This is a genomic window from Rhodococcus mengyinensis (assembly GCF_048381435.1).
GTDB classification, from domain to species: domain Bacteria; phylum Actinomycetota; class Actinomycetes; order Mycobacteriales; family Mycobacteriaceae; genus Rhodococcus_F; species Rhodococcus_F opacus_D.
In genome coordinates this window covers 74,228-92,982 of record NZ_JBLWIT010000125.1, presented here as the reverse complement: position 1 = coordinate 92,982, position 18,755 = coordinate 74,228, and the positions used below count along the sequence as shown (strand labels likewise).

Below are 18,755 nucleotides of genomic sequence, written 5' to 3'. Positions count from 1 at the left end.
GTGACGAGGGCAGGTGAGAGGTTTGGCTAGGGGCATCAAGCGCAACGGCAATCCCGATGCCGATCTCCCAGGAGACGACGCACCGGTGGACGTCGCGGCAGTGCGCCGCGACGACGCTTTGATCGACGCGATCGCCGGCGGCGGTCCCGTCGCAACGGATTCGCCGGAGCAGTACGAGCTCGCGCTTCTGCTGACCAATTGGCGCGCCGACATCGTGGCGACGCCGATGCCGACCGGGCCGCTGCTGGACGACGTGATCGCGGCGATCGACGCCTCGGACGCCCGTTCCGCACGCAGCGCTGCCCGCAGCAAGCTCCGCTTGTTGCGACCCATCGCAGGCGCTGCCGCCGCGATCGCGGTCGTCATGGGTGGCGCCACCATCTTCTCGTACAACGCCGCACCCGGCGATCCGCTGTGGAGCGTCAAGTCGGTCGTGTTCAGCCAGCAGGCCGATTCGACCGTCGCGCAGATCGACACCACGTCGCAGCTGCAGGAGGCCGAGCGGCTGATCGCCTCGGGCGACGCGGAGGCGGCGAAGAACCTGCTCGAGGGCGCCGCCGACCGTTCCGGCGGGGTACGTGACGCCGACATGCGCAACGAACTCGACGTGTGGCGGGCGAAGCTCGCCGCGGAGGTCGAGAAGATCGCTCCCACCACGCCGCCTGCGACGACGACGCCCGGTACCACCACGACGGATGCGCCGACGCAGGCCACCGAGTTGCCGGCCACCGTGCCGGGCACACCCGGTTCGACGACACTGCCGGGAGTCGAGCAGTTGCCGGGAACCCTGCCGACTGATCTGCAGATTCCGGGACTGCCGCCCATCCCGCTGCCACAGCTGCCCACGCTGCCGCCTCCTCCGCCCGAAACGGTGCCGCCCATGAGCCCAGATCCCACGATCATGTTGGTTCCGACGCTGCCCTCGGACACTCCGGCGACGGAGCCGTCCACCCAGCAGCCGCCGCAGGAGCCCTCGACGGTGCCGCTGCCCACCACTACGACCCCGGTCCCGGTGCTGCCGCCCACCAGCTAGCGGTTCGGCGGCCCTCCCGCACAGACCACTGTGGCCCGACACTTCGCGTGTCGGGCCACAGTGGTCTGTATCGGGTTGTGCCGGATCAGGCGTCGAAACCGTCTCCGTGCAGAGCGTCGTTCATCGAGGCGTCCGCGTAGCCGCGGCAGTAGTCCCAGGTGACGTATGCCTCGGGTGTCGGGTCGTAGGCGGGCTCGTGCGGGCGCACGGTGCCGTCGACCAGAAGCTGGAGGAGGTTGGCACGAAGCATGTCCCAATCGTGGTAGTGATCTTGCTGGCAGTCTTCGCAGCAGACGACGAGACCGCGGATCCCGCGATGTGCCAGCAGCGCCTCGTACACGGCGAGGTCGGCCAGATCTTCCTCCACGGCGAGACGCTCGTGGGGGTCGAGTGGTTGGCCCGGTTCGATCGCGTCGAGAGCTGCGGACGGGTCGGCGGGGTCGCCGGCGAAGGGGTCCGGGGGCAGACCTGGAGGCAGTTGATCGCGCACAGCACCACGGTACGCAGGTCAGCCCGGTCTGCGCCAGCCGTTCGGCGTACGCCCAGCGTGGGTGGGCTCCGTGGTGATCGCGTCGAGCCGATATCATGGTCTGTGGAGCTGGGAATATCGATCGTCGCTCCGGCCTTTTTCTTGTATCCGTGTTCCCGAAAGTTTCCACCAGATCGAAGATCTGAATGTCCGCAGACGGCGCCACCGGCGCCGCACCTATGTTCCATGGAGGGCCCGAACCGCATGACAAGTTCAGCAGGGCATGTACACACCGGCGGTGACGACCCGAACAAGGTCGCGATGCTGGGTCTCACGTACGACGACGTCCTGCTCTTGCCGGCGGCGTCGAATGTCATCCCCGGCCAGGTCGACACGTCCAGCCAGCTGACCAGGGACATCCGGCTGCGAGTGCCGCTCGTCAGCTCCGCGATGGACACCGTCACCGAGGCGCGGATGGCCATCGCCATGGCCCGCGCCGGCGGCATGGGCGTCCTGCACCGCAACCTGTCGGTGGAGGCCCAGGCCGGGCAGGTGGAGACGGTCAAGCGGTCCGAGGCGGGAATGGTCACCGACCCGGTCACCTGCAAGCCGTCCGACACTCTCGCCGAGGTCGACGCCAAGTGCGCCCGCTTCCGGATCTCCGGACTTCCGGTCACCGACGAGGCGGGGCAGCTCGTCGGCATCATCACCAACCGCGACATGCGCTTCGAGGTCGACCAGAACCGCGCCGTGTCCGAGGTCATGACGAAGGCGCCGCTGATCACCGCGCAGGAGGGTGTCACCGCGGAGGTGGCGCTGGGTCTGCTCCGCCGCCACAAGATCGAGAAGCTGCCGATCGTGGACGGTCAGGGCAAGCTCACCGGCCTCATCACGGTCAAGGATTTCGTGAAGACCGAGCAGCACCCGGACGCCACCAAGGACCGCGACGGCCGGCTCCTCGTCGGCGCCGCCGTGGGCGTGGGTGACGAGGCGTGGAGCCGCGCAATGGCTCTCACCGACGCCGGAGTGGACGTGCTCGTCGTCGACAGCGCCCACGGTCACTCGGCCGGCGTGCTGGACATGATCTCGAAGCTCAAGGCCGAGGTCGACGAGCGCGTGCAGATCATCGGCGGCAACGTCGCCACCCGCGGCGGTGCGGCCGCTCTCATCGAGGCCGGTGTGGACGCGGTCAAGGTCGGTGTCGGCCCCGGCTCCATCTGCACCACCCGCGTCATCGCCGGTGTCGGCGCCCCGCAGATCACTGCGATCCTCGAAGCGGTCGCCGCGGCCAAGCCGCACGGTGTGCCGGTGATCGCCGACGGTGGACTGCAGTTCTCCGGCGACATCGCGAAGGCCCTGGCGGCAGGCGCGTCGACGGCCATGCTCGGTTCGCTGCTCGCGGGCACCGCGGAGTCGCCGGGCGAGCTGATCCTCGTGAACGGCAAGCAGTACAAGAGCTACCGCGGCATGGGTTCCCTCGGCGCGATGCAGAGCCGTGGCGCCGCGAAGTCGTATTCCAAGGACCGCTACTTCCAGGACGACGTGCTGTCCGAGGACAAGCTGGTTCCGGAGGGCATCGAGGGCCGGGTCGCGTTCCGCGGTCCGCTGTCCCAGGTCACCCATCAGCTCACGGGCGGTCTGCGGGCCGCCATGGGCTACACGGGAGCGTCGTCGATCGAGGAACTGCAGAACGCGCAGTTCGTGCAGATCACCGCTGCGGGTCTGAAGGAGAGCCACCCGCACGACATCACGATGACGGTCGAAGCTCCCAACTACACCGCTCGCTAGCAACCAGTCACGATTCACGAGAAAGGGGCGCGCGTGCGCGACCTCGTTGAGATCGGCATGGGCCGAACAGCCCGACGAACCTATGAGCTGGACGACATCGACATCGTCCCCTCCCGCCGGACCCGCTCCTCCAAGGAGGTGTCGACGTCCTGGCAGCTCGACGCATACCGGTTCGACATTCCTGTGCTGGCGCATCCGACCGACGCGCTCGTGTCGCCGTCGTTCGCGATCGAACTCGGCAAGCGTGGTGGCCTCGGGGTCATCAACGGTGAGGGTCTGTGGGGCCGGCATGCGGACGTCGAGGCGAAGCTCGCCGAACTCGTTGCGCTGGCCGAGTCGGACGTCGACGTCGAGGCGCCGATCAAGAAACTGCAGGAACTGCACGCCGCGCCGTTGCAGCCGGGGCTTCTGGCTGCTGCCGTGGCCCAGGTCCGCGACGCAGGTGTCACGACCGCGGTTCGGGTCAGCCCGCAGAACGCCCGGGCGCTCACCCCGCAGCTGCTCGAGGCGGGCATCGACCTGCTGGTTGTGCACGGCACGATCATCTCCGCCGAGCACGTCGCGCACGGCGACAGCGAGCCGCTGAACCTCAAGACGTTCATCTCCGAGCTCGACGTCCCCGTCGTGGCCGGTGGGGTGAGCGATCACCGCACCGCGCTGCACCTGATGCGTACGGGCGCGGCCGGTGTGATCGTCGGATACGGCTCCACCGAGGGCGCCACGACCACCGGTGAGGTGCTGGGCATCGGTCTCCCCATGGCCACCGCCATCGCGGACGCCGCTGCTGCTCGCCGTGACTACCTCGACGAGACGGGCGGACGCTACGTCCACGTCATCGCGGACGGCGACATCACCTCCTCGGGCGACCTCGCCAAGGCGATCGCCTGTGGTGCGGACGCCGCAGTCCTGGGCGCACCGCTGGCCGTCGCGGCGGAGGCTCCCGGCGGCGGCTGGTATTGGCCGTCGGCCGCGGCGCATCCCTCGGTTCCGCGCGGCACGATGCTGCCGGTCTCGTTCGGTGACCGTCCGTCGCTCGACCGCGTCCTCACGGGTCCGTCCGACGACCCGTTCGGTTCGCTGAACTTCGTCGGCGGGCTGCGCCGCTCGATGGCGAAGACGGGGTACTCGGATCTGAAGGAATTTCAGAAGGTCGGCCTGACCGTCCGCGCCTGAGGCGTCCGTTCGCCGCCGCTTCTCTCGTCGCCCAATGTCACATCGGTGCAGTTCAACCGCACAGATGAGGCATTGGGCGACGTGCGTTTGCGGGTATCACGACCGTTCCTGATACCTCTCGTTACAGTTAGGTGACCCTTGTGGCAGCTGTCACAGCCGAGGGGTGCATACTGGCGAGTAATAACTCAGGTGTCGTTGGAGGTCGAGTGATGAGCAAGCAGCGCGCAACGGAGTACGACGTCCTCATCGTCGGATCCGGATTCGGTGGCAGTGTCACCGCACTCCGATTGGTCGAGAAGGGCTACAAGGTCGGCATCCTCGAGGCGGGCCGTCGCTACGCCGACGCGGACTTCGCGAAGACCAGCTGGGATCTCAAGAAGTTCCTCTGGGCGCCCGCCCTCGGTTTCTTCGGCATCCAGCGCGTCCACCTGCTGCGCGACTGCCTCATCCTCGCCGGCGCCGGCGTCGGTGGCGGTTCGCTCAACTACGCGAACACGCTCTACAAGCCGCCCGCCTCCTTCTTCCAGGACAAGCAGTGGTCGCACATCACCGACTGGCACGACGAGCTCACGCCGTACTACGAGCAGGCCCGCAAGATGCTGGGCGTGGTCCAGAACCCGCACATGACCCCCGCCGACGAGATCATCAAGTCGGTCGCGGAGGACATGGGGGTGGGCGATACGTTCATCCAGACCCCGGTCGGTGTCTTCTTCGGTGAAGCGGGCAAGACCGTGCCCGACCCGTACTTCGGCGGCGTCGGCCCCGACCGCACCGGATGCATCGAGTGCGGCGAATGCATGACCGGATGCCGGCACGGCGCCAAGAACACCCTGCTCAAGAACTACCTGGGTCTCGCGGAGAAGGCGGGCGCCGAGATCATCCCGATGACCACGGTCACCGGTCTGCGCGAGGCGTCCGACGGCACCTGGGACGTCTTCACCCGGCGCAGCGGGCCGCGGAAGAACCGGAACCGCAAGACGTACACCGCCGCGAACGTCGTCCTGGCCGCGGGCACGTGGGGCACCCAGCATCTGCTGTTCGACCAGAAGGAGACGGGCGCGCTGCCCAAGATCTCCGACCGGCTGGGCGTGCTCACCCGCACCAATTCGGAGTCGATCCTCGGCGCCGCCAAGAACAAGGTGGACCCCGCGCTCGAGCTCACGAAGGGCGTCGCCATCACGTCGTCGTTCCACCCGACGTCCGACACCCACGTCGAGCCGGTGCGCTACGGCAAGGGGTCGAACTCGATGGCGCTGCTGCAGACGCTGCTGACCGACGGCGGCGGCCGGCGGTGGATGACGTTCCTCAAGGAACTCGCGAAGGATCCGAAAGCTCTGAAGGTCCTCACCCCGTACAAGTGGAGCGAGCGCACCATCATCGCGCTGGTGATGCAGAACCTCGACAACTCCATCACCACGTACACGAAGAAGGGCCTGTTCGGTCGGCGCAAGGTCACCAGCAAGCAGGGCCACGGCCAGCCGAACCCCAGCTGGATCCCGGCAGGCAACGAGGCGACCCGCCGGATCGCGGAGAAGATCGACGGTCGCGCGGGCGGCACCTGGGGCGACGTGTTCAACATCCCGCTCACCGCGCACTTCCTCGGGGGCTGCACGATCGCGTCGGAACCGTCGAAGGGCGTCATCGACCCGTACCACCGCGTGTGGGGTTACCCGACGCTGAGCGTGGTCGACGGGTCGGCCGTGTCCGCGAACCTGGGCGTCAACCCGTCGCTGACGATCTCGGCGCAGGCCGAGCGTGCGGCCTCGCTGTGGCCGAACAAGGGCGAGGAGGACCTGCGTCCGGCGCAGGGCGAGGGATACCGGCGCCTGAACCCGGTCGCCCCGGTCGCACCGGTCGTCCCGGCGGGGGCGCCCGCCGCGCTGGTGCTGCCGATCGTCGAGATCCGCAACAGCTCCGTGGTGCCCGACGCGCAGAAGCACGGCGTTGCATAGGGCGCGAGAGGGCCGGGTCATGGGGTCGCGCAGACCACAGAGCTGCGCCGATTAGACTGACCCGGTGGCAGATATCGAGCAACAGAGACCGGTCCTCGTCGTCGACTTCGGCGCGCAGTACGCGCAGCTGATCGCCCGGCGGGTGCGTGAGGCCAAGGTCTATTCCGAGGTGGTTCCGCACACCGCGACCGTCGAGGAGATCGCGGCCAAGAATCCCCTTGCCGTGGTGCTGTCGGGCGGGCCGTCGAGCGTCTACGCGGACGGTGCGCCGCAACTCGATCCGGCACTGTTCGATCTGGACATTCCGGTGTTCGGCATCTGCTACGGATTCCAGGCCATGGCGGGCGCACTCGGCGGGACGGTGGCACACACCGGCACCCGTGAGTACGGCCGCACCGACCTGAAGGTGCAGGGCGGTCTGCTGCACGAGGGGCTGCCGTCCAGTCAGCCCGTGTGGATGAGCCACGGCGACGCGGTCACCGAGGCCCCGGCCGGCTTCGAGGTGACGGCCACGAGCGAGGGTGCACCCGTCGCCGCGTTCGAGGACCGGGCCCGCAAGCTCGCGGGTGTGCAGTACCACCCGGAGGTGCTGCACTCGCCGCACGGCCAGCAGGTGCTCAGCCGGTTCCTCCACGAGATCGCCGGCATTCCTCCCGCATGGACGGCCGCGAACATCGCCGACGCCCTCGTCGAGCAGGTCCGCGAGCAGGTCGGCGACGGCAAGGCGATCTGCGGGCTCTCCGGCGGTGTCGACTCCGCTGTCGCGGCGGCGCTCGTGCAGCGCGCCATCGGCGACAACCTGACGTGTGTGTTCGTCGACCACGGTCTGATGCGGGCGGGCGAGCGTGCCCAGGTCGAACAGGATTTCGTTGCCGCGACCGGCGCCAAGCTGATCACGGTCGACGCCGCCGACACCTTCATCGGTGAGCTGGCGGGGGTGTCCGACCCGGAGACCAAACGTAAGATCATCGGCCGCGAGTTCATCCGCAGCTTCGAGGGCGCAGTCAGCGACGTGCTGGGCGAGAACGCCGCGCACGGCGACACGGTCGAATTCCTCGTGCAGGGCACGCTGTACCCGGACGTCGTGGAATCCGGCGGCGGCACCGGCACGGCCAACATCAAGAGCCACCACAACGTCGGCGGACTGCCGGAAGACCTGCAGTTCACGCTCGTGGAGCCGCTCCGCCTGCTGTTCAAGGACGAGGTCCGGGCGGTGGGACGCGAGTTGGGTCTGCCCGAGGAAATCGTGGGACGCCAGCCGTTCCCCGGCCCCGGGCTGGGCATCCGCATCATCGGCGAGGTCACGCAGGAGCGGCTCGACATCCTGCGTCACGCGGATTCCATTGCGCGCGAAGAGCTGACGGCCGCCGGGCTCGACGGTCAGATCTGGCAGTGCCCCGTGGTGCTGCTCGCCGACGTCCGCAGCGTCGGCGTGCAGGGTGACGGACGCACCTACGGTCACCCGATCGTGCTCCGCCCCGTGTCCAGTGAGGACGCGATGACCGCGGACTGGACGCGACTGCCCTACGACGTTCTCGAGCGGATCTCCACCCGGATCACCAACGAGGTGCACGACGTCAACCGTGTCGTGCTGGACATCACGAGCAAGCCGCCGGGCACCATCGAGTGGGAGTGACGCACTGTGCGCGGTGAGCGAGTCCTCGGACTCACTCACCGCGCACGTGCGGTTGCGTCTCTACTTCCGCCGGTTGGGTGCGAACACGAGCACCACGCCGACCAGCACCGCGATCACCACGAACAGCCAGCGGAACCCGACGTTCGCGAGCGGTTCCAGCGAGAACGGCCCCGCGAGCGCCCAGCCGCTCACCAGGAGTGCTGCCAATCCTGCGAGGAGCAGTAGTGGCGACGGGCGCTTCCGCGTCCGGGTCTGTTCGCTGCCCTGAGTGTCGTCCACGTCATCCACGGCGCACCTCCACACTTCCGAATCGGACATCGGCATTGAGGGTCAGGACGTGACCGTCCGTGCCGTCGACGCCACCGTCGAGGCCCTCCGGGAGACACTGCGCGTCGCCGAACTGCGCGGTGCAGTGGTTCTCGACGTTCATACCGGGCGGCAGGAGCACCACGACCTCACCGAACTGCCCACTGACGTCGACCGTCTTGTCCTCGGTGAGAGTGACGTTCCGGAGGTCGAGCGTGAAGCTGCCGAATCCGCCGGAGTAGGCAGGCTCGATGGCGGCCGCCGTCGCCGGGTTCCAGGTCCGATCGCCCATGTTCTCGCTGTTCAGGTCGAGTGAACCGACGATCGAGGCGAGGATCACGAAACCGATCAGCGGGCCGGCGACGACGAGAAGTCCGTAGCCCTTGCGCAGAAATCCGCCGATCAGCAACCCCACTCCGATGACGGCGAGCGCAACGGCGCCGATGCGACCGGGGTTCAACCAGTCGGATCCGGTGGCGACCGACAACGCGGTCGCCGCCGCGGCCGCGAGGATCGCCAACCCGATCACCATCGTCGTCAGGCGGGAGTGGGTGCGGTCCGGTTGTACTGCGGGAGCGGTGGTCCTGGCCGGTTCGGGCAGATCCCATGCGAACGGGGCGACCCCGAGCGGGTCCCACGCCGGCGGTCGCGGTTCGAGCGGCGCGAACGGGGCCGAGGGTGCGTCGACCTGCGGACCCGGGGGCGGCGACTTCTCGAACGACACCGGATCGGATTGGGCGGCAGCAGCTTCGGGCTTCAGTGCCTCCGTGGGTGCGTCGGCCGGCTTCTCGCCGGAGGCCGGCGGCGTGCTCGGCGTGTAGGAGTCGGGAAGTTTCGTGTACGGACCGTACGCACCCGGACCGTAGGCACTCGGACCGTACGTGCCGGGGCCGAACGGGTTGGCGCCGAACTGACCGGGCGAGAAACTCGTCCCGGGATACCCGGTCCCGACACCCGGGGCAACGGCGCCGGCGGGCAACGGTGGGGGTATCGGCTGCCGCTGATACAGCAGCCACAGGCCGCCGAGCATCAACGCCATGCTGACCAGGCCGGAGCCGCCGAGGCCGACACCGAAGGGGCCGACGGTGCTCAGCGCGATGGCCAGTGCGACGAGAAGGACGATGGTCTTGGTGCCCGAGTCGGAGCTGTGACCGCGTCCCACCAGCGACTCCGCTGGGGAGGCCGGGTCGCCCGATTTCGTGAGGGCGAGCCAGCACGCCAGGTAGAGGAGCACGCCGGCGCCACCGAAGATGGTGGACACGACGAAGGCGACTCGTATCAGTACGGGATCGACGCCGTAGCGGTAGCCGATTCCCGCACAGACACCGGCGACGTGACCACGGCCCGGCAACCGCACCGGCCGGGTCCGCCACAGATCCTGTATCTGCTCTTGGAAGCTCCCATTGCTCATACGACCATCGTTCCGGTCGGCGCGGCGCGCGTACATCGGGAACTACCCTGATCTTTCCGGTCGGGGTGGGCCGGAACGCGGGCCGAAGTCAGGGTTGGACCCTGATGCCGGGGCCAGGGGATCGTGCCAGTATCGAACATGTGCAACCTGTGTCGAACACGTCCGCGGGCGGTGCCCAGTACGCGGGCGCCGTGACCGCGCCTGCCCCGCCCGACGGCATTCCCATGCCGCGGCTCGAACGCCGGACCGGTGGTCGCATCGTCGGTGGCGTCGCGGGTGGTATCGCCGATCAGCTGGGCGTCGACGTGATGAAGGTGCGGGTCGCATTCGCGTGTCTCGCCGCGCTCGCCGGCGCCGGCATCGTCGGCTACGGGCTGTTGTGGATCTTCACGGCCGCAGGTTCCGACACCGAGAAGCCCAGTGCCTCCGAGCGGCGGAGAGCGTACGGACTGATCGCGATCGGCCTGGCCGGTGCGTCCGCGTTGTCGTGGTTGTTCAGTGGCCGGGTCGGTTCGGTGATCGCGCCGATCATCGTGGTGGCGGTCGGCGCGGCTCTGGTGTGGCGCGAATTCGATTCGGAAGGTCCGCGCACCGTCATCGGGCTGCCGCAGCGTCCCACCGTCCTCACCTGGGCGCGGGTCCTCGGTGGCGTGACGTTGATCGTGTCGGGTCTCGGTGTGGTGATCCTCGCGCAGGTCGACTTGGCTGCGCTGCGTTCGTCGTTGCTGGCCGTGGTGGTCACCCTCGTCGGCGCCGGGCTGCTGACCGTGCCCCTGTGGTTGCGACTGTGGCGCGCGCTGGGCGCGGAGCGTGCCGCCAGGATCCGCAACGACGAGCGTGAGGAGATCGCGTCACACCTGCACGACTCCGTCCTGCAGACCCTGGCGCTGATCCAGAAGCAGGCCGACGATCCGCAGGAGGTCGCGCGGCTGGCCCGGGGGCAGGAACGAGAACTGCGGAAGTGGTTGTTCGGTGGGGGAGACACCGACCATTCGAGCCTCGCGGAGGCGTTGCGCATCATCGCAGGCGAGGTGGAGGACCATCACGGCGTCACGGTGCGGCCGGTGACGGTCGGCGATGTGGCGCTCGACGTCGAGGGCACGGGCGAGGGTCTGTCGAAGGAGAGTTTCACGGCGGTGCTCGGTGCGACGCGGGAGGCTCTGGTCAACGCGGCCAAGCATTCCGGGGAGACGGACATCAACCTGTTCGCCGAAGCCGAGCGCGAACAGGTCAGTGTGTTCGTCCGGGACCGCGGCGTCGGATTCGACGTCGACGAGGTGTCCCCGGACCGTCAGGGCCTGGCGAAGTCGATCCGTGGACGGATCGAGCGGCGCGGCGGGCACGTCGACGTGCGGTCCGCACCCGGCAAGGGCACCGAGGTGCGAATCCACATGCCGCGGAACGGCCGGACGTGGGCGACAGCGGGTGCCGCCGAGGACACGGACACTGCCGGCGTCGAGGACGTGCCGTTCAGTCAGGGTGCGTGAGCACCACTTTCGCCGTGTCGGCGCACTGGTGCGCGGTGTCTGCTCGCAGGCTGTCCCGGTGAGGGGTAACGTTCGCCGGCGACACGACTGTGGGGGTCGTGTGGTCGCACCGTGCTGCGGCGGGGTGGGACGCGAGATGTCAAGGGGGGATTTCATGTTCGACCGTGAGGGTCTGCGCGTGCGCGAGCACGAGTTGCAGGATCAGATCGACTCGATGCTGGCCACGCTCGACCGGCAGACGCAGGAACTGCATGCCGCTCAGCAGCGGGTGGCGCAGCTGCGGATGAGTGGGGCGTCCACCGACGGACTGGTGCAGGTGGTGGTGAACTCGGTGGGCGGCGTGGTGGACGTGCGCCTCGCACCGGACGCGTTCCGGCGGTCCACCCCTGAGTCGCTGGGACGTGCGATGACCGAAGCCGCCCGGCGTGCGGGCGGGGCCGCGCACACCGAGTCGATGCGCCTCATGGGATCGATCGTGGCCGCGACCGAGACCCTGCCGGATCTGCCGGACCTCGTTCCCGGTGCTCCGAGTCTTCGGGACTTCCTCCCGCGCCTCGAGCCCGACGTCGGTGGCGTCCCGGCCGAGCGGGAACCGGACCTCGATGATCCCGACGACGCGCGGTGGAATCGGCCGGTCCTGCGGGACGGGTGGCAGTGAGCACGCAGCTGTGGGTGGACCCGACGCATCTGCGTAGCGTCGCACCCCGATTCGACGCACTGTCGCAGCGGATGGCAGAGGTCGCCGCCACACTGCACTCGACCCTCGAGGCCGAGGGGGAATGCTGGGGCGGCGACGGGACCGGGACGACGTTCGCGAGCGGGTATCTGCCGTCCGCGGACGCGGCCGGACAGTCGTTGGGGTTCGCCGTCGGGGCGCTGGCCGCGCTCGGATCCAGGCTCAGGAGCACCGCCGACTCGTTCGACGACACCGACCGCGGCACCACATCCAGCCTCGCCGGGCTGTTCTGATGGGCATCGAGGTTCCGGGCAGTGTCCGGTGGCTGGCGGAGAAGGTCGTCGGGGCGGACTGGCCCGACGCGGACGAAACGGCGATGGAGCGGCTCGGGCAGGGGTGGAAGGACGCCGGTGCCTCGCTCGACGACATCATCGAGGAGGCCGACGCCGCGATGCGCTCGGCCATGTCCGGGGTCAGTGGTGACGTCGACACCTCGATGGCGCAGCACTGGGCGCGGATCGGTGCGGACGGGGCGCTACGCGAGTTGTCGGGGTTGCTTCACGAACTCGGCGACACCCTCGACTGGTCGGCCGACGACATCCGGGTCGCGAAACTGTCGATCATCGCGGCCCTGGTGGCGCTGGCGGCCGAACTCGTCGCGGTAGCGGTGGCCAGCGCGATGACGTTCGGTGCGGCGAGCCCGGCCGCGTTCGCGGCGGAAGCGGCCACACAGGTCACCGTCCGGATGATCATCCGGCAGCTGATCACCTCGATACTCACCCGCGCGGCGACGGGTGCAGCGGCCGGCGCCGGAACCCAGGCGGTTCTCGAGGCTGCGTTTCAGAAGTACGAGATACACGTGGGTCGGCGCGACAGCATGGATTGGGGCAACGTTGCAGAGGCGGGCGGCAAGGGTGCGGTTCAGGGAGGCGTGAAGGGGGCGGTCAACGGCGCGTTCGGGCTGAAGTTCACCGACCCTCGTGCTCGGTTCGGGGGCATGCTCGGCTCCTACGTGCAGGAGGAGACGGTCGGCACACCGAGATTCAGCGGCGCCGTCGTCGACGAGGTGCTGGACCGGACCGGACTCGATGACGACGTCCGGCGTGCCCGCGACGAGATCGACGGGCGTCTGCCGTGAACGTGGTCGACAGCCGGCAGCGGGTCCGGCCCGCCGGCCACCTCCGGCGTGGTGTCGCCCTCGTGCTGGACCTCGTGTTGCACGCACTCGTCGGGGCCGTGGTCGGAGTCGTCGTCTACGTCGTGCAGACGGCCGGACAGTCGGTGCCGCCGAACGCGGCGGAGGGAACGGCGGGGTTCGCGGTGATACCGGCGTGGCTCGTGTTCTCGTTCGTCCACCGGACCGCGATTCAGGCGCGATTCCATGCGACGTTCGGCAAGTGGATGACGGGTCTCTGCGTCGTGCGGCCGGAGGACGGAAGGTGGCCGAGCTTCGGATATCTGGCGAAGGCCTGGTTTCGCAGTGCCGGAGCGGCTCTCCAATCGGATACCGCCACCGACGGGGAAGACGGGATGCCGGCGGTGGTGCGGCGACAGAGCGAATCATTCGACACGCTCTAGAGTGGGGTGACACTACCGCCCACGCGAGGAACAGCTGCAGTGACTTTGCCTGAAACACCCCCGTACCGTGTCTTTCTCGTCGATGATCATGCCGTTTTCCGTTCCGGTGTCCGCGCCGAGCTCGGCAGGGAAGCGGACATGGAGGTGGTGGGCGAGGCGGGCGGTGTCGCGGAGGCGGTGGCCGGGATCAACGCCACCTCACCGCACGTCGTGCTGCTCGACGTCCACATGCCCGACGGGGGCGGTGTCGCTGTGCTGCGGGGCATCGAGTCGGGTCCGGTGTGCCTGGCACTGAGCGTGTCCGACGCCGCCGAGGATGTGATCGCCGTGATCCGCGCCGGGGCACGCGGGTACGTCACCAAGACGATCTCGGGCGCGGAACTGGCCGACGGCGTGCGCCGGGTCGCAGGCGGTGACGCCGTGTTCAGCCCGAGGCTCGCGGGATTCGTGCTGGACTCCTTCACCGGGCGTTCCAATGCTCCTGAGCCGCAGCTGGATCCGGAGCTGGATTCGCTGACGCCCCGGGAGCTGGAAGTGCTGCGGCTGCTCGCGCGGGGGTACACGTACCGCGAGATCGCCGAGGAACTGGTGATCTCGGTGAAGACGGTCGAAACGCATGCGTCGAACGTGCTGCGGAAGACGCAGCAGTCCAACCGGAATGCGCTCACGAGGTGGGCGCACCGCCGGCGGATCGACTGACCTCCCGGCGTATCAGGGCTGGGCGAGGAGGACGATCACGGCCACGAGCACGGCCAGGATCAGGATCGCGACCATGACACCCATGGCGATCGGCGCCCACGCCACCACCTGATCGCGGACGGTCGGGGCCGGCGAACCGGGAGCGGGTTTCGTCGGGCGCGGCGGCCACTGCAACCGGCCGAGCGGCCGCGGCACGTTCTTGAGCGGTGTGCTCTGAGGCACGGCGGGCAGACCGGCCTGGGTGGAACTCACCAGCTTGCTGCGCCGGCGTGAGTCGGGCAACGGCGTCGAACGGTGTGCCCACGCCGGGATGGTGCCGTCTGCGGAATAGACGGGCGAACCGACGAGGTGCGCGACGTTCCCGTCGCCGGCCATGGCCACCCGGGCCAGGGCGTCGCGGGCCTCGGCCATCGTCGGGCGACGCGCCGGGTCGGGCTCGAGCAGGTGCAGCAGCGTGTCGGTGAGCGGTCCGGCCTTACTGGGACGGTAGATCTCGGCCTTCGCGACCCGGTGCAGGAGTGCGATGGAATCGGAGTCGATCCCGAATGGCGGCTGGCCCTCGACGACGGTGTACAGCGTGGAACCGAGCGAGAAGACGTCGCTGGCCTCGGTGGGGTCCTGGCCGCGGGCGACCTCGGGGGAGAAGTACGCGGGTGTGCCGGTGATGACCCCGTTCGTGGTGTCGGCGGAGTCGCCCTTGGCGCGGGCGATGCCGAAGTCGCTGATCTTGACGGTGCCGAGTTCGCGGCCGCGGTCGGCGACGAGGATGTTGCCCGGCTTGATGTCCCGGTGCACGATCCCGGCGGCGTGGGCGGCGGTGAGCGCGTCGGCCACTTGCGCGCCGATCTGGGCGACCTCGAGCGGGGGCAGTGTGTCGGCGATGTTCATCGCCTGGGCGAGGCTGCGGGACGGCAGGTACTCCATGACCAACCAGGGCTCGCCTGCCTCGAGCGCGACGTCGTACATCGCGATGGAATGGCTGTGGGCGAGTTTGGCGGCGTTGCGCCCTTCCCGCATGGTGCGTTCGCGGACACGGCGGGCCTCGTCGGGGTCGAGTCCGGCCGTTGTGGTGACCTGTTTGATGGCGACGTCGCGGTGCAGCAGGGTGTCCCGTGCGAGCCAGACCGCGCCCATTCCACCGCCGCCCAGTTTGGACCGCAGGCGGTACCTTCCGGCCACCAGGTATTCGGGTCCGATGCCCCTTTCGCTCTGCTCCTGCTCCATCACGCGTTCAGGTTAGAGGATTGCGCGGACACGGGATGCGCGACGGTCCTGACCTGGCCGTTCGGGGTCCACTTGACGGGCCTCCACTGACCGGCTTTACTTGAAATGAGTTCGAAAATACGTTCGAACAAAGCGTCTGTTCGAGCCGCGTCTTCCCCGTGGTTGCCGACCGCTGTTGGTGCCGAGTGTCAGGGGTGTCGAGTTGGCTGAAGTGGCCGGCGAGCCGGGGTTTCCGGTGCCGGGGTCTCCCGAGTTGTCCGGGCTGTCCCGGCAGGAGCGTCTGGACTACCTCCGACGACGGATGGCCGCTGTCCCCGCGCGCGGTGAATCGGTGGCGAGCCGCGCCCCGGTGGAGAGTGCGTTCCCCACGACGGGCACGTCCGCAGCGCCCGATTCCCATGCTGCCGGGGTGCTTCCGGTTCCGGCTGCACTGGCCGAACTCCTTCCCCGAGGCGGGCTGGTGCGCGGTTCGGTGGTGTCGGTGTCGGGTGCCACCTCGCTCCTGCTGGGTTTGGTCGCGTCCGTGACCGCGGGCGGCGGACACGTCGCGGTGATCGGACATCCCCGGCTCGGGGTGCTGGCAGCGGTCGAGATGGGGGCGCAGCTGGAACGGCTGGCCCTGATCCCCGATCCGGGCGCCGATCCGGTGGAGATCGCCGCGGTGCTCCTGGACGGAATGGATCTGGTGGTGCTCGGACTGGGTGGGGCGTCGGTGGCGCCGTCCCGGGCGCGCGCGGTGGTGGCCCGGGCCCGGAGCAAGGGGGCGACCCTGGTCGTCACGGACGGACACTGGGACGGCGCGGAGATGCGGCTGGAAGCCCGGGTGCACGGTTACGCCGGACTGGGCAACGGATCTCAGGACCGGGGATGCGGGCGGTTGCGTTCCCTCAGTCTGGCGGTGTGCGCCCGGGGACGGTCGTTCCAGCCGCGCACCACCCGATTGGACGTGCGGTCGGCGCAGGGCCGGGTGGAATGGGTGAGTGCACCGGAACCGGTGGCGCCCCTCGAGGCCGCCCCCTTCCCGGGGCCGGTGGAGGTGGTGGGTCTGTGAGCCGGGTGCTGGCGTTGTGGTGCCCCGACTGGCCCGCGGTCGCGGCGGCCGCTGCCGCGGACCTCCCGCCGACTCATCCGGTGGCGGTGACGTCGGGCAATCGGGTGATCGCCTGCTCGGCACCGGCCCGCGCGGACGGGGTGCGCAGAGGCCTGCGCCGCCGCGAGTCCCAGGCCCGGTGCCCCCGGTTGCACGTGGTGACCGCCGATCCCGACCGCGACGCGCGGCTGTTCGAGCCGGTCGCCTCGGCCGTCGACGCGGTGGCGCCCGGTGTCGAGGTGCTGCGACCCGGTCTGGTGGTGCTGTCCGCTCGCGGTGTCGCCCGGTACTTCGGTTCGGAGGAAGCCGCCGCGGAACGGTTGGTGGACCAGGTGTCGGCGGTGGGGGTGGAGTGCCAGGTCGGCATCGCCGATCAGCTGTCCACGGCCGTGATCGCCGCGCGCAGAGCAACTCTCGTGCCACCCGGTGAGGGGGCGGACTTCCTGGCGCCGCTCCCGATGCGGGAACTGGCCGCCGAGCCGAGCCTCGCGGCACCCCACCGCGGTGAGCTGGTCGATCTGCTGCACCGGCTCGGGTTGCGCACGATCGGCAGTTTCGCCGCGCTGTCGGCGGGTGATGTGGCTTCGCGGTTCGGAACCGATGCGGTGCTGGCGCACCGGGCCGCGCGGGGTGAGCCGGAGCGTCCCCCGTCGGGGCGGTCGCTGCCTCCCGACCTGGAGGTCGAGGAACGATGCGATCCCGTCATCGAACGGGTCGACGCCGCCGCCTTCGCGGGTCGTGCGCTGGCGGAGAAGCTTCATCGCACACTGTCGGACGCCGCGGTGGCCTGCACCCGGCTGTCGATCTCGGCGAGCACCGGCAACGGTGAGCAACTGTCCCGGATCTGGAGATGTGCGGAACCGTTGACGCCGGAGGCGACGGCGGACCGGGTGCGGTGGCAGCTGGACGGGTGGCTGACCGGGCGCAGTGAGAAGCGGCCCACCGCCGGTATCGCCGTCCTGCGGCTCGAACCGGTGGAAGTGGTGGCCGCCGGCGCCCTGCAGCTGGGGCTGTGGGGTGGAGTCGGCGACCAGGACGAGCGGGCCCGGCGGGCTCTGGTGCGCGTGCAGGGACTGCTCGGCGGGGAAGCCGTGCAGGTGGGGGTCCTCAGCGGTGGGCGGGGCCCGGCGGAGCGCATCACGTTGCTGCCGTTGGGTGACGAGCTGATTCCGCGCAACGATCCGTCGGAGCCGTGGCCGGGCACGTTGCCGGAACCGGCGCCTGCCGCGGTGCTGACCGCGTATCCGGAGGTGTGGATGTCGGACGAGCGGGGTATGGCTGTGACGGTCACGGAACGGGGGGTGTTCAGCGCGCCTCCCGCGCGGTTGCGGTGGGGGAGCCGAGAGTGGGCGGTGTGTGGATGGGCCGGACCGTGGCCGGTGGACGAGCGGTGGTGGGACCCTCCGGCCGCCCGGACGGCGGCCCGGGCCCAGGTGCTGCTGGAAGAGTCGCGGGCGCTGCTGGTGATCTGCACGGCAGGCCGCTGGTCGGTGGAGGGAATCTATGAGTGACACGGAGCGGGACACACGGCACCGCAGGGTCGTCGTCCAGGAATTGACGAGCCTCGACGGGTTCGTCGCCGGGCGGTCCGGCGAGCTGGACTTCTTCGATGCGGTGCCGGATTACGGTGAGGTGGACCGGTACAACCTCCGTCTGCTCGCCGACACGGACCTCGCCCTGCTCGGGCGCAAGACGTATCAGATGTTCTCGGACTATTGGCCCACCGAACAGGCGCAGGGTGAGGTCGTGGCCGAGATCGTCAACTCGATCCCGAAGCTCGTGTTCTCCTCGACGCTGGACAGTGCCCCGTGGGGGGATCGGGAGCCGGCGCAGCTGTGGCCGGGCGACGTCGTCGAGCGGGTGCAGCAACTTCGGCAGGAGCCCGGTGGCGACATGATCGTCTGGGGGAGCATCACCCTCGCACGGGCACTGCTCGCCGCCGAGCGGGTCGACGAAATCCAGTTGCACGTGGTGCCGATCCTGCTGGGGCACGGCCGCAGGCTCCTCGACGAGGACACCGGGATGCGTGCGCTGACGTTGCTGGAGTCGAAGGGGTACGACTCCGGGGTCGTCACGTTGCGTTATCGGGTGGGGCGGGCGGCGTAACCCGCCCAGCCGATCTCCCTTGCGAACCGACCGTTCGAAATGCTTTGCTGTGCAGAGGGTCGCGTGCCGGTGGCGGACAGCGTCAGGCATGGAGGCCGGCCACGGCCGCATCGTCGGGTCGTGGCAT

18 protein-coding genes are annotated in these 18,755 nt (G+C 69.3%); 14 read left to right on the top strand and 4 right to left on the bottom strand.

Annotation, left to right across the window (positions count from 1 at the left end):
* The first annotated feature begins 13 nt into the window (after positions 1-13).
* Positions 14-1,033, top strand: coding sequence for an anti-sigma-D factor RsdA (locus ACNJ7E_RS28820; protein WP_418341588.1), 1,020 nt, complete (start codon positions 14-16; stop codon positions 1,031-1,033).
* Between the two features lie 85 nt (positions 1,034-1,118).
* On the opposite strand, the gene ACNJ7E_RS28815 is transcribed toward ACNJ7E_RS28820, so the two are convergent.
* Positions 1,119-1,523, bottom strand: a complete 405-nt coding sequence (locus tag ACNJ7E_RS28815) for a DUF5319 domain-containing protein (protein ID WP_005239778.1) — start codon at positions 1,521-1,523, stop codon at positions 1,119-1,121.
* A gap of 243 nt (positions 1,524-1,766) precedes the next feature.
* On the opposite strand from ACNJ7E_RS28815, the gene guaB reads away from it, so the two are divergent.
* The 4 genes from guaB (at position 1,767) to guaA (ending at position 8,051) form a co-directional block, all read left to right on the top strand.
* Positions 1,767-3,290 carry an IMP dehydrogenase gene (gene guaB / locus ACNJ7E_RS28810; protein ID WP_037244801.1) on the top strand — a complete coding sequence of 508 codons (1,524 nt, stop codon included), beginning with the start codon at positions 1,767-1,769 and terminating at the stop codon, positions 3,288-3,290.
* Between the two features lie 33 nt (positions 3,291-3,323).
* Positions 3,324-4,463 (top strand): GuaB3 family IMP dehydrogenase-related protein, encoded by a 1,140-nt coding sequence (locus ACNJ7E_RS28805; protein WP_418341587.1) that lies wholly within the window; start codon positions 3,324-3,326, stop codon positions 4,461-4,463.
* A 209-nt stretch (positions 4,464-4,672) separates the two neighbouring features.
* Complete coding sequence (locus tag ACNJ7E_RS28800) at positions 4,673-6,415, top strand: GMC family oxidoreductase N-terminal domain-containing protein (protein WP_283333007.1); 1,743 nt, start codon at positions 4,673-4,675, stop codon at positions 6,413-6,415.
* A gap of 64 nt (positions 6,416-6,479) precedes the next feature.
* The gene (gene guaA / locus ACNJ7E_RS28795; RefSeq protein WP_005570997.1) at positions 6,480-8,051 is read left to right on the top strand and encodes a glutamine-hydrolyzing GMP synthase; all 1,572 of its coding nucleotides are present in this window, start codon (positions 6,480-6,482) and stop codon (positions 8,049-8,051) included.
* Between the two features lie 60 nt (positions 8,052-8,111).
* Here guaA and ACNJ7E_RS28790 read toward each other — a convergent pair whose 3' ends face one another.
* Entirely contained in the window at positions 8,112-8,339 is a 228-nt protein-coding gene (locus ACNJ7E_RS28790) for a hypothetical protein (protein ID WP_280782670.1), read from the bottom strand.
* Positions 8,332-9,804, bottom strand: coding sequence for a PspC domain-containing protein (locus ACNJ7E_RS28785; protein WP_280782671.1), 1,473 nt, complete (start codon positions 9,802-9,804; stop codon positions 8,332-8,334). Before ACNJ7E_RS28785 ends, ACNJ7E_RS28790 begins: the two co-directional genes overlap by 8 nt.
* A gap of 68 nt (positions 9,805-9,872) precedes the next feature.
* Here ACNJ7E_RS28785 and ACNJ7E_RS28780 point away from each other — a divergent pair, with 68 nt between their 5' ends.
* The 6 genes from ACNJ7E_RS28780 to ACNJ7E_RS28755 all read left to right on the top strand — a co-directional run bounded on the left by ACNJ7E_RS28780 (position 9,873) and on the right by ACNJ7E_RS28755 (position 14,208).
* Positions 9,873-11,255, top strand: coding sequence for a PspC domain-containing protein (locus tag ACNJ7E_RS28780; RefSeq protein WP_418341586.1), 1,383 nt, complete (start codon positions 9,873-9,875; stop codon positions 11,253-11,255).
* A gap of 154 nt (positions 11,256-11,409) precedes the next feature.
* A complete protein-coding gene (locus ACNJ7E_RS28775; protein ID WP_418341585.1) occupies positions 11,410-11,913 on the top strand; it encodes a YbaB/EbfC family nucleoid-associated protein in 504 nt (167 codons plus the stop codon).
* On the top strand, positions 11,910-12,224 hold the full coding sequence (locus ACNJ7E_RS28770) for a WXG100 family type VII secretion target (protein ID WP_418341584.1): 315 nt from the start codon (positions 11,910-11,912) through the stop codon (positions 12,222-12,224). Before ACNJ7E_RS28775 ends, ACNJ7E_RS28770 begins: the two co-directional genes overlap by 4 nt.
* Positions 12,224-13,069: a WXG100-like domain-containing protein gene (locus ACNJ7E_RS28765; protein WP_418341583.1), complete on the top strand. Its 846-nt coding sequence runs from the start codon at positions 12,224-12,226 to the stop codon at positions 13,067-13,069. Before ACNJ7E_RS28770 ends, ACNJ7E_RS28765 begins: the two co-directional genes overlap by 1 nt.
* Entirely contained in the window at positions 13,066-13,509 is a 444-nt protein-coding gene (locus ACNJ7E_RS28760) for an RDD family protein (protein WP_418341582.1), read from the top strand. Before ACNJ7E_RS28765 ends, ACNJ7E_RS28760 begins: the two co-directional genes overlap by 4 nt.
* Positions 13,510-13,548: 39 nt before the next feature.
* On the top strand, positions 13,549-14,208 hold the full coding sequence (locus ACNJ7E_RS28755) for a response regulator (RefSeq protein WP_009479420.1): 660 nt from the start codon (positions 13,549-13,551) through the stop codon (positions 14,206-14,208).
* Positions 14,209-14,220: 12 nt separating this feature from the next.
* Here the strand turns inward: ACNJ7E_RS28755 and ACNJ7E_RS28750 are convergent, their stop codons facing one another.
* On the bottom strand, positions 14,221-15,432 hold the full coding sequence (locus tag ACNJ7E_RS28750) for a serine/threonine-protein kinase (protein WP_105420571.1): 1,212 nt from the start codon (positions 15,430-15,432) through the stop codon (positions 14,221-14,223).
* 211 nt (positions 15,433-15,643) lie between these two features.
* On the opposite strand from ACNJ7E_RS28750, the gene ACNJ7E_RS28745 reads away from it, so the two are divergent.
* Genes ACNJ7E_RS28745 through ACNJ7E_RS28735 form a run of 3 tightly spaced genes read left to right on the top strand, consistent with a single transcriptional unit; the run spans position 15,644 to position 18,628 of the window.
* Entirely contained in the window at positions 15,644-16,483 is an 840-nt protein-coding gene (locus tag ACNJ7E_RS28745) for a hypothetical protein (protein WP_280782729.1), read from the top strand.
* Entirely contained in the window at positions 16,480-18,033 is a 1,554-nt protein-coding gene (locus ACNJ7E_RS28740) for a DNA polymerase Y family protein (protein WP_280782676.1), read from the top strand. Before ACNJ7E_RS28745 ends, ACNJ7E_RS28740 begins: the two co-directional genes overlap by 4 nt.
* Positions 18,026-18,628, top strand: a complete 603-nt coding sequence (locus tag ACNJ7E_RS28735; protein WP_280782677.1) for a dihydrofolate reductase family protein — start codon at positions 18,026-18,028, stop codon at positions 18,626-18,628. The genes ACNJ7E_RS28740 and ACNJ7E_RS28735 overlap by 8 nt, the downstream gene beginning before the upstream one ends.
* Positions 18,629-18,755: the final 127 nt, after the last annotated feature.